The sequence below is a fragment of the Campylobacter sp. genome (assembly GCF_017646085.1).
GTDB lineage: Bacteria > Campylobacterota > Campylobacteria > Campylobacterales > Campylobacteraceae > Campylobacter.
Genome location: NZ_JAGCNF010000021.1, coordinates 1 through 14,009 on the forward strand (window position 1 = coordinate 1; position 14,009 = coordinate 14,009).

At 34.8% G+C, this 14,009-nt stretch carries 15 protein-coding genes; 3 read left to right on the plus strand and 12 right to left on the minus strand.

What is annotated here, in order from left to right; translation table 11 throughout:
• Nucleotides 1-97 precede the first annotated feature (97 nt).
• From J6V67_RS01110 to J6V67_RS01165, 12 genes are all read right to left on the minus strand, one after another.
• Nucleotides 98-2,110, minus strand: coding sequence for a 6-hydroxymethylpterin diphosphokinase MptE-like protein (locus tag J6V67_RS01110; protein ID WP_291857423.1), 2,013 nt, complete (start codon nucleotides 2,108-2,110; stop codon nucleotides 98-100).
• Complete coding sequence (locus J6V67_RS01115) at nucleotides 2,103-2,648, minus strand: UbiX family flavin prenyltransferase (RefSeq protein WP_291857425.1); 546 nt, start codon at nucleotides 2,646-2,648, stop codon at nucleotides 2,103-2,105. The genes J6V67_RS01110 and J6V67_RS01115 overlap by 8 nt, the downstream gene beginning before the upstream one ends.
• Nucleotides 2,645-3,820, minus strand: a complete 1,176-nt coding sequence (locus J6V67_RS01120) for a glutathionylspermidine synthase family protein (RefSeq protein ID WP_291857427.1) — start codon at nucleotides 3,818-3,820, stop codon at nucleotides 2,645-2,647. The genes J6V67_RS01115 and J6V67_RS01120 overlap by 4 nt, the downstream gene beginning before the upstream one ends.
• Nucleotides 3,821-3,989: 169 nt before the next feature.
• Nucleotides 3,990-4,352 carry a methyltransferase gene (locus J6V67_RS01125; protein WP_291857430.1) on the minus strand — a complete coding sequence of 121 codons (363 nt, stop codon included), beginning with the start codon at nucleotides 4,350-4,352 and terminating at the stop codon, nucleotides 3,990-3,992.
• Between the two features lie 92 nt (nucleotides 4,353-4,444).
• Entirely contained in the window at nucleotides 4,445-4,678 is a 234-nt protein-coding gene (locus tag J6V67_RS01130) for a hypothetical protein (protein WP_291857432.1), read from the minus strand.
• Between the two features lie 119 nt (nucleotides 4,679-4,797).
• Nucleotides 4,798-5,142: a hypothetical protein gene (locus J6V67_RS01135; RefSeq protein ID WP_291857433.1), complete on the minus strand. Its 345-nt coding sequence runs from the start codon at nucleotides 5,140-5,142 to the stop codon at nucleotides 4,798-4,800.
• Between the two features lie 15 nt (nucleotides 5,143-5,157).
• Nucleotides 5,158-5,802 carry a UPF0323 family lipoprotein gene (locus tag J6V67_RS01140; protein ID WP_291857435.1) on the minus strand — a complete coding sequence of 215 codons (645 nt, stop codon included), beginning with the start codon at nucleotides 5,800-5,802 and terminating at the stop codon, nucleotides 5,158-5,160.
• A gap of 52 nt (nucleotides 5,803-5,854) precedes the next feature.
• Nucleotides 5,855-6,970: an N-acetyl sugar amidotransferase gene (locus tag J6V67_RS01145; RefSeq protein WP_291857438.1), complete on the minus strand. Its 1,116-nt coding sequence runs from the start codon at nucleotides 6,968-6,970 to the stop codon at nucleotides 5,855-5,857.
• Nucleotides 6,971-6,994: 24 nt separating this feature from the next.
• Complete coding sequence (gene aroC / locus J6V67_RS01150; RefSeq protein WP_291857440.1) at nucleotides 6,995-8,065, minus strand: chorismate synthase; 1,071 nt, start codon at nucleotides 8,063-8,065, stop codon at nucleotides 6,995-6,997.
• Nucleotides 8,066-8,074: 9 nt separating this feature from the next.
• Nucleotides 8,075-8,752 (minus strand): ribonuclease III, encoded by a 678-nt coding sequence (gene rnc, locus J6V67_RS01155; RefSeq protein ID WP_291857442.1) that lies wholly within the window; start codon nucleotides 8,750-8,752, stop codon nucleotides 8,075-8,077.
• Nucleotides 8,753-9,184 (minus strand): ribonuclease HI, encoded by a 432-nt coding sequence (gene rnhA, locus J6V67_RS01160; RefSeq protein ID WP_291857444.1) that lies wholly within the window; start codon nucleotides 9,182-9,184, stop codon nucleotides 8,753-8,755.
• Nucleotides 9,162-10,169, minus strand: coding sequence for a hypothetical protein (locus J6V67_RS01165; protein ID WP_291857447.1), 1,008 nt, complete (start codon nucleotides 10,167-10,169; stop codon nucleotides 9,162-9,164). Before J6V67_RS01165 ends, rnhA begins: the two co-directional genes overlap by 23 nt.
• Before the next feature lie 60 nt (nucleotides 10,170-10,229).
• Here J6V67_RS01165 and dnaG point away from each other — a divergent pair, with 60 nt between their 5' ends.
• From dnaG to J6V67_RS01180, 3 genes are read left to right on the plus strand one after another with little or no spacing between them, the layout of a single operon-like run.
• Entirely contained in the window at nucleotides 10,230-11,876 is a 1,647-nt protein-coding gene (dnaG, locus tag J6V67_RS01170; protein ID WP_291857449.1) for a DNA primase, read from the plus strand.
• Nucleotides 11,873-12,856: an ATP-binding protein gene (locus tag J6V67_RS01175; protein ID WP_291857450.1), complete on the plus strand. Its 984-nt coding sequence runs from the start codon at nucleotides 11,873-11,875 to the stop codon at nucleotides 12,854-12,856. The genes dnaG and J6V67_RS01175 overlap by 4 nt, the downstream gene beginning before the upstream one ends.
• Nucleotides 12,857-12,863: 7 nt before the next feature.
• On the plus strand, nucleotides 12,864-13,697 hold the full coding sequence (locus tag J6V67_RS01180; RefSeq protein WP_291857452.1) for an SPASM domain-containing protein: 834 nt from the start codon (nucleotides 12,864-12,866) through the stop codon (nucleotides 13,695-13,697).
• The last annotated feature ends 312 nt before the right edge of the window (nucleotides 13,698-14,009 follow it).

A 14,009-nucleotide genomic window follows, 5' to 3' on the forward strand; every position in this document is an offset into this window, starting at 1 on the left:
AATACAAATTAAAATTAAAAGAATATAAGGCGATTTTTTCCGGCATAATAAATTATTAATCACCCTAACTTATAGGGTGATTTAGTATAACAAATAATTAATTATCCCACCCATCTAGTGCTGTTTGTAGCGTATCAATCGTAGTTTCTACCATTCCAGCCAAGCTAAAAAAGTAATACCCATGCTGGCGTACATATTCAAAAATTTTCTTATCACGTTCGCCTTTATTATTTTCAGGTTTTACCATTAGCACCATAAATTCTAGCTCTTGATGAATACAAAAGTTATATGCGGTATACATATAGACATCATTAAAGACTTTATCACTCTGTAGTGTTGCCTTTAGTCGCTCGATTCTATCTTTTAGCTCATAAAATTTAGCATATCGTGGCTCTTTGTTAGCAGCTAAATCCTTATCAGCACTCTCTACTAGCTTGCTAATTTTCTTAAATAGTTCAGTAATTAATGCTTGTCTATCCTTGCCAACTTTGATGAAATTCTCTATTATTGCTCTTTGTTCGCTTAGTTTTTGCTGACTGAGCGCAGGTGAAATAGGCTCTGGTTTTATTAGCTCTTTTTTAATTCCAGCACCTATTAATTGGCTTACAAGCTGAGCAAATGGCATCTCAATAGCTCCTTTAATCCTAGAACCACCCTCAGTAGCGTTATATACCTTTACATCCGTATAGCCATTTAAAGCATCAATCATTGCCTCAAAATAATCTCTAAACAGATCCCAAGTTTTAATAGATTTTACTTGCGTTTTACCGCCATAGCCTAGCACGGTTGTGATATTTGGTGCATACTCTTTAGAGGCGATAGTAGGCGAGGTCTCGCCAAATACCATTCCCTTAGCATGCGTGGTGCCATCGCTAGCCATTGCTAAATCCTGCCCGATAAATATGATTTGTTTACACCCTAGTTCTATAGCTAAATCAAGTGCAAAGTGCGCCGTACTAGGACCTTTACACATATAATTTTTACTATCTTCGCCTAAGGAGTACTCAAATTTAAGTGGCTTATGAGCAAAAACCGCATTTCTGCCTTTTAAAAGTCCGATGGTATTTGGATGGATAAGTGAGCTAGCTACAAAGGTTATACCATTATCAAATTCACTCGCTTTAGAATTAAAAAATTCACCACTTTCAACAATTCTCTCCATTGTAGTAACAAAATCTGGCCTAAGGTTATTAAGCTTTAATATCGGATATGAGGCATCAGCAGCGATAAGAATAGCATATGGGGCAACCTCTCTTAAAAGCTCAAGCTGCTTAGTTAAGCTAGGCCCAGTAGAGACTATGATGGCGGTTTTATTGCGGTTAGTATTTAGGTTTAAAATATCTTTTAGGCTATAATTAGCGTAAAAATGTGGCATATTTGCTACGACATGCTTCATCCCCGTAAGGGTATCTTCGGCTGAATTCCCAGCTGATTTGATATCTAAAAGCTGAGTGTTTAGAAGGCTTTTATTTATAGCATTTGCGCTAGATTCATAATTTTTAGCATAGTAATCATTATAGATATGAAAATCATAACTACGAACATTATAAATAACATCTTTTGAACCACAAATTATATGTAGATATGACTCATTTAAGTATCCAGTACAAAGTGGCACAAAGCGATTCTCACGCATATCTTTACTAAAATCATTTAGATGAAGTACTATAAAAAATATCTCAATCTCAGGCTCAAATACTATAATCTTTTTATGATTTTTATTCTCTAGTAGGGCTTTGTAGAAGTTGCCATTACCAAGACCATAGAAAAATAGCGATGGATAAAGGGAGTACTCTTTTTTAAATTTGATTAGCATATCATTAGTGTGAGATGCTGGCGAGCCGCTATAAAGTGGCTCTTTAGTGTGAGTGTTGATTATATTAATATCTAGGCTACTTTTGCCAGCAAATACATCAAATTTACTATTATTTTTTAAGTCATAAACCGCCTTTGCTAGGTTGAAATTTATCTGACAAAGGGCAATTATATTATTTATAAATAGTGTTGTTCCGCCATTTGCTCTTATATCTTTATCGATTGCTTGGTGAAACTCTTTGACTGCATTTGGGTCAACTTGGTGGTTGTAATTTTTATTAAATATATTATCCATTCCATCGCCTTATTAGATTGTGTTTGATTTTTAAGCTATCTAGCCACTTAGCTATTATGAAATTTTCAGCCTCATCAATGCTACTAGGCTGAGTGTAATATCCTAAAATTGGCGGAGCAATCTCAACGCCAATACTAGCAAGCTCAGCCATCTGGCGTAATGATATAGCATTTAATGGCGTCTCACGCACAGCTAGGACTAAATTTTTGCGCTCTTTTAGCATTACTGCAGCTGCTCTTAAAAGGAGATTATCGCTAATACCACAGCTGATTTTAGCTAAAGTATTTATAGAACAAGGTGCAACTATCATAGCATCAAACATCGCTGAGCCACTAGCTGGGGCTGCGCTAATATCATTTATATCATAAATTTGAATTTTGCTATCAATTTTTTGGCTTAAATTCTCTTTTTGTATAGATAGCGTAGCGTTTTGAGTTATAATCAGGCTAGTATCTACGCCTAGAGAATTTGCACTATTTGCTAGCTTGATTCCAAGGTGAGCGCCACTGGCACCGCTAATAGCAACTATTAACTTCACTCTATTATATGCCCTACGAATTTAGAGTAATTATCTATTATATCTTTGCCTTTTCTAAAGCCTAGGGCGCACCCTTCAAAAGCAAAGAACATTCCAGCTTGATAGCTATTACCGCTTTCATCTTTAGCAAAATCAGCAAATTCTTGATATAAGAATTTCCCATTTGCATACTCTCCGCCATTTTGTGCTGATATAGTGCCATCACTTTCTATTATAGAGATATTAGCGCCCTCTCTGGCTAAAAATGGCTTTTTAACCTGCTTTTTGCCCTTTAATGGCTCAAAGCTTGATTCAAGAAGTAGCGGGTGATTAGGATATAAATCCCATAGAATTTTCATAATTCCTTTGCTTTGAAATAATAAAGTATAGGCTGGATTTAAGATTATAGCCTTTTGGTTTTTAATGATGTTTTTGATTATTAGCGCTAGGTCGCTCTCATCAATGGCAATCATCTCCCATGGAATTAGTTTAAACCAATACTCCCAGTTTTGCTCATTCCAAAATATCCCATTTTCATCATCAAAGCTCACCTCATCAACAAAGGCAAAATCACACTCAAATCCAGCATCTCTAGCAGCAGATTCTAGCAATCTTGTAGTATTTTCATCTTCAACACTTCCAGCTATAGAGCTAAAGAGAATTTTCCAACCCTCATAATACTCATCAAATGCGCTAGTATTTTCTTCAAGCGTTACAAGGCGTTTGAAATTCTCTACTAAAGCCTCATATATATCATTAAACTGAGCTGCTTCATCTAGGTTATTAAATTTAAGCATCGCCCATTGTATTATTGCTGTTTCAAAAAGACTCGTAGGTGTATCAGCGTTAAATTCAATTAATTTAATAGGCTTGCCATCTACGCCACCAGCTAAATCAAATCTACCATAAAGGTGCCAATGAACATCATTTTCCCAGCTAGCTTTAATAGTATCAACTAGATTAAATGGAATCCCAAGCTCATGGAATAGATCATTATTAATAACATACTCAGCAGCTGCTACATACATATCATATAGTTCATTTGTCGCTTCATAAAATGCCTCGGCTTCATCTTGAGTGATAGTAACTAGCTCATCAGCGATATATCTACTACCATCAAGGTCAGTATGCCAACCAAATCCAATACTTTCTAAATAGCTATTATCAAGTGGTTTAATCTTTTTAAGTCTCAAATTTAATCCTTTTGTGCTATTATTTATAAGTTGGAAATTATAGCATTTAAATTTGATATTTAAGCTTTATTTTTATTAAGGTTTTATGACTATTAGCGATTGTGTTGCTCGTTTTTGCAAAATAGCAAAACGAGCATAAAAATATTTGAAATTTGCTTTAAGGTAAAAACTATTTTCTTCCAATAAATATAAAATGCCTTGAGCTACCTTCAAAATTATATAGATTTATTGGTGTGTAATCGCCCCAGTAAAGCGGCTCAAATAGCCTAAAATCAGCCTTTAACTCATCGATATCGCTTGTAAATCTAATATATGAGTCTTCGCTCATTCTATTAGTTGGAGTTCCTTGGATATGTGTTAGACCATTTGGCAAAGGCTTGCTTTTTTGGTAGAGGTCATAACATTCACTTGCCATCATTGTAGCAAATATTATCGCACCATCGTTGCAAATATCATAAAGCTCTTTAAGCGTAGTAGCAAAATTTTCTTTTGTGAGATAATAAAGACTTTGATTAGCAAAGATAAAATCCATCTTTTGAGTAAAAAGATGAGAAAATGAAGCATTTGGTGAGATAATATGAAAATCTTGTTCGCAAATGAGTGGGTCATTATGCCAAATTTGAGCTAGACTTGGTACGATATCGATACCAAAAGGCCTAATACCCCCCCCGAACGCTGTGCAAAATATTTAGAATGAACACCATTACCACAGCCAAAATCTAATAAATTTCCACTAGTTTTTTGTAGTGCAAAATTTAAAATCCGCTCATAAAATCTAATAACATGTCCATCTGGGAATTGCAAACCGTAGCCTTGTGTATCGTATTTTGTAAGGTAAGCTGATAAAGAGTTATCCATTTTTATCCTTTTTAGTTTAAATCATAAAATATCTGCATTTTAAGCAGTAAAAAGCGTAACAATCTTTAGTAAATAACACTAAAAAATTGCTACGCTTTATTTAAGCTTTTAGTAGTGTTTTAAATATTATTTGCAATCTTTTGCATCTTGCTTAGCAGTTTAGAACGCTCAGCATCGCTTGGATTGCCATATAGCAATTGATTCATTGCTTGCATAAAGTCAAATGTAGCAAATAGTTTAGAATCATTATTTGCCATATTTTGAGCTGAATTTATAGCTTGATTTAACTGGCTATCTAGATTTAAATTTGCTAGATTATCTAAATTTGCACTCTTGCTTAAACTATCTAAATTATTTGAACTTAGCGCCTCTAAAATTTGCTCAAATTTCTCATTTTGATTTAAACTGACTCCAATTTTTGCTATATTTAGTAGCGCAGCGCTAGCTTGGTTGCTGATTTGCATTTTAATCCTTTTAAATCATCCACCAGTAGCTTGACTTGAGCCACTACCACTTCCCCCGCCAAAGAATCCGCTTTTACCAGTATTGCTAGATCTTGGAGTTCCTGCTGCAGTATTAGCAGTACCAGCTTTGTTAAAGCTATTTACACTTCTATTATAAGCGCTTGGATTTTGATATGCGCCTTGGCGACTGTTTTGATAGGCTGGATTATTAAATAGTTTTGAGCCTATCCAGCTTCCTATTATCGCTCCAGCCGCACTAGCTAGTATAGCCTCTCCAAGTCCTAATCCACCACTTCCACTGCTTAAGTTTGCATTAGTTAAATTACTGGTTCCAGCATCGATTTTGGCATTTTCTTCGGCTAGGAGTTTATCAATTTCAGCTTGACTGAGCAATCTTTCGCTCATTGCACCATCAACGCCAGCCTCACGCAAGAATATTCTAGTCTCATTGCTTGGAAACTCATCAGCAATCTTATAGCTTCCATCACTATTTTTTTCGATAAATACTGTTGCGCCTTGCTTTTGGACAGCTTGCTGGACTGCTGATTCTTGTGCTCCACTTGAGCTACTCTCTCCACCACAGCCTGCTAAACCAAAGGCCATTATAGCACCAACTCCACTGGCAATACCTATATCTTTTAATCTTTTGATATGTTTCATAGCTTTCCTTTGTTGTAAAGTTTGATTATAAAAATATATATTAAATTCAAATTTAACCTATCTTATATTTTAGCTTATACTCGCCAAATTCATTCTTAGTAAATATATCAAGATTATAGTGACTCTCTATAATTTTCCAAAATTTAGACTTGCTAATGCCTATAAAATTACAAAAATCTTCTACGCATCTAGGATCTAGTGCGTGGTCTCTCTCCTTAACTAGCTCAATGGCTTTGGCTCTATCCATTAGTCCATAACGCACTAGTCTAGAGGCGTAATCTGTAGCCGTAGCATGGCCAAATTTAGGATATTTCATCCATGCATGTACAGTATATGCTATAGTATCTACTTGATCAAAATCCTCAACTGTATGCGTTCTATCCCATTCGCTTTTTAAATCGCTAAAACCTCTGCTTTTTGCAAAAATATAGTTAGAATATGAGTTCCACTTGATAAAATAGCTTAGATATATTGGCTCAAGATTATTTATATAATTTGAACTAGCTGGGTCATAAAATAGCTGTAGATCTTTTGGGTCTATATCCACTCCACTTAGATCTATATCGCTAGCTACGCCATTTAAAAATATATCTTTAGCACTTGGAGTCTCAGCTGAGTCATGTCCGCCATATTCATAGCTTACATTTTCACCATATACCAAAAGTGGAGTATTAAATTTAGCCGCCATAGCAAATGGATAGCTATATATTAGGCGATCGATATACCATGTAGGTTTGCCATATTTTTCAAATGTATATAGCATTAATGCTTTTTGTGTCTTAATATTTGGCTTTAAAGAGATTATATGACAACCAAACTCTTGACTTAAATTTCTTAAATTACTCTTACCAGCTTGCGTCATCGTAAAGTTATCTTCAACACTAAAAAGCACAGGATTCATTCCAAGCTTTTCTTTCATTATATGCACTTGAAAATGGCTATCTTTGCCACCACTTACAGCAATAGCGCAGTCATAATCATTTGATCCATTTCGGCCTCTGTGTTTATCACATAAAGCCTCAAGCTCTTTAAATCTGGCTTTATAATCGATTTTTTGTTTATTTTCGTGATTTACGCATGCGCTACACTTTAGCCTTCCATCGTTTAAAGTAGTAAATTTAATCCCAGGCCTACTATCTGGCATTACGCAAAAATCACAATATCTCATAAACCCCCCCCCTAAAATTATTACTCATTGGTATATCCTCTTTAAATTATTTAAATTTGCACTTGCATTTAAAAGTAGCATATCAGCTATAACTAGTCTAGCCATAGCAGTAGCTACGACGCTTCCACGCACACCGATGCATGGGTCATGTCTGCCACGCAGCTCACATATAACCTCATTGCCATCTAAATTTATTGTTGGTTGAGCTTTAAAAATGCTTGGCGTTGGCTTAAAATAGCTTTTAATAACAATATCATTACCATTGCTAATTCCGCCTAAAATTCCGCCACAGTGATTGGATTTAAAGCCATTTTTATCCATAAAGTCATTATTTTGACTTCCTAGCATAGTAGCAACATTTATTCCATCGCCTATCTCTACGCCTTTGACTCCATTTATCCCCATCATCGCACTAGCTAAAGTAGCATCAAGCTTATTATAAAGCACCTCACCTAGTCCAGCCGGGGCGCCTTTTATGATGGTTAAAACAGTAGCGCCTAGGCTATCATTTGCGTTTTTGGTGTTTAAAATTAGCTCTTTAGCGCTATCTTGGTTATTTTGATCAGCCCAAAAAATTTCACTAGAATTAGCAAAATCAAAATCAATCTCTTTAGCCTTTATATCTCCAATTTGCGTTACACAGCTTTGTACACTTATATCAAATTCAGCTAACAACAAGGCCGCAAATGCCCCACCTGCTACTCGGCACGCACTCTCTCTAGCGCTACTTCTGCCACCACCTCTATGATCTCTAATGCCAAATTTAGTAAAATATGTATAATCAGCATGACCTGGACGAAATAGATCTTTGATATTATCATAATCTTTGGAGTGCTGAGAGGTATTAGCAATTACAAATCCAACTGGGCATCCAGTTGTAAATCCATCATAAATTCCGCTTAAAATCTCGATTTTATCACTCTCTTTTCTAGATGTTGCGTATTTGCCTCCTGGGCGGCGTTTATCTAGCTCATTTTGGATAAATTCCATATCAAAGCGCACGCCAGAAGGCAAGCCATCAATCACTCCGCCAATAGCTACACCATGGCTCTCACCAAATGTGCTTAGTTTAAGCTTATTGCCAAATGTATTCATAATTAGCCTTTAAATTATATTTTTTATCATATCTATAGCTTTTAGTGCAGCAGCTTGTTCGGCTGCTTTTTTGCTTGTTCCAATGGCTCTTGCAATCTCTTTGCCGTCTAAAAATACTGCCATTTCAAAGCTTTTTTTATGATCTGGCCCGCTTGAGCCTATTAATTCATATTTTGGCGCTAGGCCGATTTTGCCTTGTGTTATCTCTTGAAGTGCGGTTTTATAATCTTTTGTTAGTGAGCTTAAGCTCATATCTGTGAAATTTCTCTCAAGTAAATTGATAAAAATTTCACGAACCATACCTAGCCCGCTCTCTAAATATATAGCACCCATTAAAGCCTCTAAAGCATCACTTATTAGACTTTGCTTACTACGACCACCGTTGTTTTCTTCAGCTGGTGAGAGGTATAAAAACTCACCCAAATTTAGCTCTTTAGCGATCTTGGCTAGACTATCTTCATTTACTAGTGAGGCTCTTAGTTTGCTTAAATCCCCCTCGCTTTGAGTGTTAAATTTATGATATAAATACTCGCCAACTATCAAATCTAACACCGCATCGCCTAAAAATTCAAGCCGTTCGTTATTTATAGAGCTTTTGATGCTTTTGTGAGTTATAGCTTCTTTAAGGAGGTTTAAGTTTTTGAATTTATAACCTAGACGCTCTTGAATTTGCTTTAGTTTATCCATCTATTGCTCCTGTTTTTGTAAATTTGTCGCAGCTTCTCTAGCTAGTTTATCGCATAGCTCATTTTGTGGGTGTCCAGCGTGAGCTTTTATCCAGTGGGCTTTGACTTGGTGAGTTTGGATTAGGCTATCAAGTTCTTGCCAAAGCTCTACATTTTTGACATTTTTATAGTGTTTTTTCTTCCAGCCCTCAAGCCAGATATTTATCCCATTTGCTGCGTAGCTACTATCAGTGTAGAGATTAACTCTACATGGCTCTTTTAATGCTTTTAGGCCGTTTATTACTGCTAGTAGCTCCATTTGATTATTTGTAGTATTTGGCACAGCACCACTAGCATTTTTGGTGTGAATTCCAAACTCTAAAATATATGCCCAACCGCCAGGACCTGGATTTTTTAGGCAGCTTCCATCACTAAAAAGAGATACACTCTTCATCGTTTTCCTTTATTAAATTTGGAATTATAACGCAACTACCAAGTCGTGCGCAGTGATTGCAACGATAGAAAAATAATGGATATGCTCCTTTACACTTGCTACAAACATAGCTAAAGCTTAGCGTGGCGTTTATTTTATTTTGTTTAGCAGTTTTTAGTAGTTTTAGTTCAAAATTGTTAATTTGAGTTTGATTTTGTCCTTTAGCGCTATATAATTCTTTGTATTCATCGCCATCTAAAACAGCATCATTTAGATATAAAATATCTAGGCAGTGAGCTAAATCTGGCTTTATATTTATTAAATTTACATCCTTGCCATTTATGATAAAAAGCTCTAAAATCATACGACTAACTAGCTTAAAATCATTAGCAAATTTGGCCATTTTAGCAACTTTTTGTTCAAATTCCATCTGGCTATTTTTAAGCTTTAGCGCCTTTGTGTAGGCAATCTCTTGGGCGACATCTACGCCTTGTTCTTGTAATGCATCAAGCACTTCTAGGCTTTTATCGTGTAATCTTAGCTTTTCAAATCCAAGCCCAAGGTGACTAAGCGCATCAATATTTTTAGGACTAATCTTAATAGCTTCTAAAAATACTTCTATAGAGCGCTGCATAAATCCAGCTTTTAAATAGGCCTTGCCTAAATTTAAAAATATTAACTCTTTTTGAGATTTTGTGAGCGCTTTTTGAAGGGCGATTAGATAAATGGCTATAGCTTTATTAAACTCTCCGCTTCTAGCAAAAATTCCAGCAAGTGCATTAAGTGAGCCTGAATCAATATCAAGGCGAATTAGCATATCTTGATATTTTTGGTCTAGCTGGTTTTGAGGTTGAAATTTATTTACAAACTTATCAATACTCTTTTTTTGATCATTTAAAGAAAAAACTCCCCAAAAATAACTAAGTATCGCTACTAAAAGCAGCACACTAAAAAGCACAATAAGCCCAAAAATAGGATCTCTATACTCGATGAAAAAAAAGTCCAAACCAAACTACCTTGCTAAATTTAATAGCGATTATAGCTAAATCAATGTATAATCTCGCTTATGATATCTAAAAATAGTATAGAAAATTTAAAAAATATAGTTGATATTGCTGATGTTGTAGGTAGTTATATACCGCTTAAAAAATCTGGGGCAAATTTTGTATGCGTCTGCCCATTTCATAATGACAAACATCCATCAATGTCGGTAAGTCCTAGCAAAGGTATATATCACTGCTTTTCATGTAAAGCTGGTGGAGATGCTATTAAATTTGTTATGGAGTATGAGAAATTAGGCTATGTTGAGGCTATTGAAAAACTAGCAAGCATATATAATATTAGCCTAGAATATACCAGTAGCAAAAATGAGCTAAAAACCGATAAAAAGATTTTAGAAAATCTAAATTTGCATTATAAAACACTTTTGTATAAAAATCCTGAAGCTATAAATTATCTAAAAAGTCGCTCCATCACTGATGCTATTATAGAAAAGTGGGAACTAGGCTGGGCGGCAGCTTCACAAAATACATTAAATTTGCTTCAAAATGAAAATATAGAGCCAAAAGAGGCTTTAGAAGTTGGTGCTATAAAACAAAATGAGAGTGGATACTATGCTAGCTTTATTAATCGTATAACCTTTCCTATATATAATCATCTTGGGCGTTTAGTAGGATTTGGCGGGAGAACAATTAGCGATAACCCAGCCAAATATATCAATAGCCCACAAAGCCAAATTTTTGATAAATCAAAGATATTTTATGGCTACGATAAAGCCAAAAGCGAAATTTATAGATCTCAATCAATGGTAATATGTGAAGGCTATATGGATTGTATTATGCTACATGCTGCTGGAATTAATAATGCAGTAGCAGTGCTTGGAACAGCACTAACACAAAAGCATATTCCACTTATAAAGCGTGGCGATATCAAGGTTACTTTAAGCTTTGATAGTGATGATGCTGGAGTTAATGCAGCTTTTAAGAGTGCAAGATTGCTTATGGAACATCAAATAGATGGTAAAGTGGTTTTAATAAGTGGAGGCAAGGACCCAGCTGAGTTAGTAGCTAGTAGCAAAGATCAAGAGCTGCGTGATATGCTTAGTGGCGGTGTGGAGCTTGGTGAGTTTTATATAACTCAGCTTGTACAAAATCTAAACCCTAAAACCCCAATTGAGATAGCAAAAGCACTAAAAGCTATTCAGGAGTTTAGTTTTGGTTTAAATCCGATTGTAGCTGATGCGTATGTGCCTTTAGTATCTACGCTTTTAAAGATTGATCCAGGCTCATTTAGATTAAGCAAGATTGAAAAAAGAATCGATAATCCAAATTTAGCAAAAACTCAAATAAATAGCCAAATCCAAAAGAGTCAATTAATAGAAAAAAAGGATATTGCAGAGCTATCAATCTTAAAAAATATGCTTAAAAATCCTGAGTTTTGCCAGATTGTAGAGCAGTATTATGGAGTTGAAATATTTAAGGATAAAGCTACATATAGAGCAGTTGTAGGCTCGCAAAGTCAAAATAATGAGCATATAAGAGAGCTTGAGCTAAGTCAAAATTTAGAAGAGTATAGAAGCGATGAGGAGCTTCATAATGCTATTAAACCGCTTGCGGTAAGATATTATGAGGGACTATTAAAAAGTGGTAATCTAACAATTGAAGAGATAATAGAGTGTAAAAAAAGAATATCAATGTTAAAAGGAAAAAGATGAAAAGAAAGTGTTTAGCGCTATTTAGCGGCGGCCTTGATAGTATGCTGGCTATAAAATTAATTACAATGCAAGGTATTGAAGTTCATGCTTTAAATATAGATATAGGATTTGGTTCAGATCCAGTGAAAAATGAGCTATTAGCTAGACGTGCAGCTATGGCTGGAGCTAGTTTTGAGAGCGTAAATGTGCGTAGCAAGTACCTCCAAGATGTGTTATTTAATCCTAAATTTGGCTATGGAAAGCAGTTTAATCCATGTATTGATTGTCATGGCTTTATGTTTAAGACTGCAATTTCTATGTTAAAAGATTATGGCGCTAGTTTTGTAATTAGCGGTGAGGTAGTAGGTCAAAGACCAATGAGCCAGCGAAATGATGCGATGGTACATGTCAAAAATTTAGCCGATGATAGAGATGATATAGTGCTTAGGCCGCTATGTGCTAAACTTTTAAAGCCAACAATGCCAGAGCGTGAAGGCTGGGTAGATAGAGAAAAATTGTTAGGATTAAATGGTCGTGGCAGGAGTGCTCAGCTAGCTTTGGCTAAGGAGTTTGGATTTGATGAGTTTGAGAGCCCTGGTGGAGGCTGTCCATATACAATGGAAGGATTTAGTAATAGAATTAGAGATTTTATCAAATTTGATAATAATATGAGTGAAAATGATCTACAAAGTTTAAGATATGGCAGACACCTAAGACTTCCTGATGGGGCTAAAATGATAATAGGCCGTGATCAAAATGATAATGAAAAACTTAAATCTTTAGAGTTAGAAAAGATGGATAGTATAAACTATGAAGGCGTTATAGGGGCGCATAGTTTTGTAGATAAAAACGCAAGTGACGCAGATAGGGCTTTGGCTGCAAAATTAGCAATTAGCTACTGTAAAAGCGAACCAAATGTAGTATATAAAGCTAAAATAGGCAATAAAATTGTAGAGGCTACAAAATGCGATAAAAGCGAAGCGGCAAAATATTTTATCTAGGATTATTGTGGGTAAATTTCAAAAAGTTTATATAGAAATTGGCGATATTTGTGGATGTGAGTGTAGCTTTTGTCCATCGCCTAATATGGCAAAATTTGGTGCGATGGACCTTGAAGTTTATAAAAGCATTCTAGCTCAAATAAAAGACAAAACTAAAGCTATATGCTTACATCTTTTAGGTGATCCTTTGGCTAATGCCAATTTAAATCTTTATTTAAATTTAGCTCTTGATAGTAATTTTAATATTGATTTAGTTACAACTGGTAAATATCTTACAAAGCATGATTTTAACATGCTTTGTAAGGTTCATCAAATATCATTTTCCCTAAGTGCGTTTTTGGATCAAAATGCTAAATTTAAAGATGATTATATAGATAATTTGCTTGAGTTTTGTAAATTTAAAAGCGCTATAAATAGTGAAATTTTTATCAATTTTAGAGTGCAAAAACATATGGTAAATCTAGATAAATTTCATCTAATAAAGAGTAAATTTGAGCAGTTTTTTGGCGTTAAGATTGATTATCAAAATAGTAGAGTTCGCTTAGGATATAAGATATTTTTAAATTTCAAAGAGTATTTTGAGTGGAGAGAGCCAAAAGGGCAAAATATACAAAAATATTGCCATGGCCTCTCATCTCATATTGGATTTAAAAGTAGCGGGATAGTAGTACCATGCTGCATAGATGCAAATGCTGATATAAATTTAGGAGATATTAAAACTCAAAGCTTAAATGAGATTTTAACCTCATCAAAGGCTAGAAATATTATAGAGGGATTTAAAAATGGCAAAGCAGTTGAGATGCTTTGTAAGCGATGCGAATATAGGGCAGTTTTGGAGTAATTAGTTTTTAAATTTATCATAATTATTGATTGTTTTATTTTTATTTATCCAAATATCTTAAGTTTACATATTTTTAACAAAAATATCATAAAAATTTTACAAGCTAATTTTATAATTCCATCATAACTTATTAAATGGAGTTTTTATGGAAAGAAGAAATTTTTTAAAAGTTTCTGGTGCCGTTTTGGCTTATGCTGGGTTTTTCTCACCTTCTGATATACTAGCTACTTCAAAGCAGCCACTAATAGGATTTAAGCAAGTTGGAATTAGTACACAAGATAATGTAATAGTCCCAGAAGGATATGAAGCTAC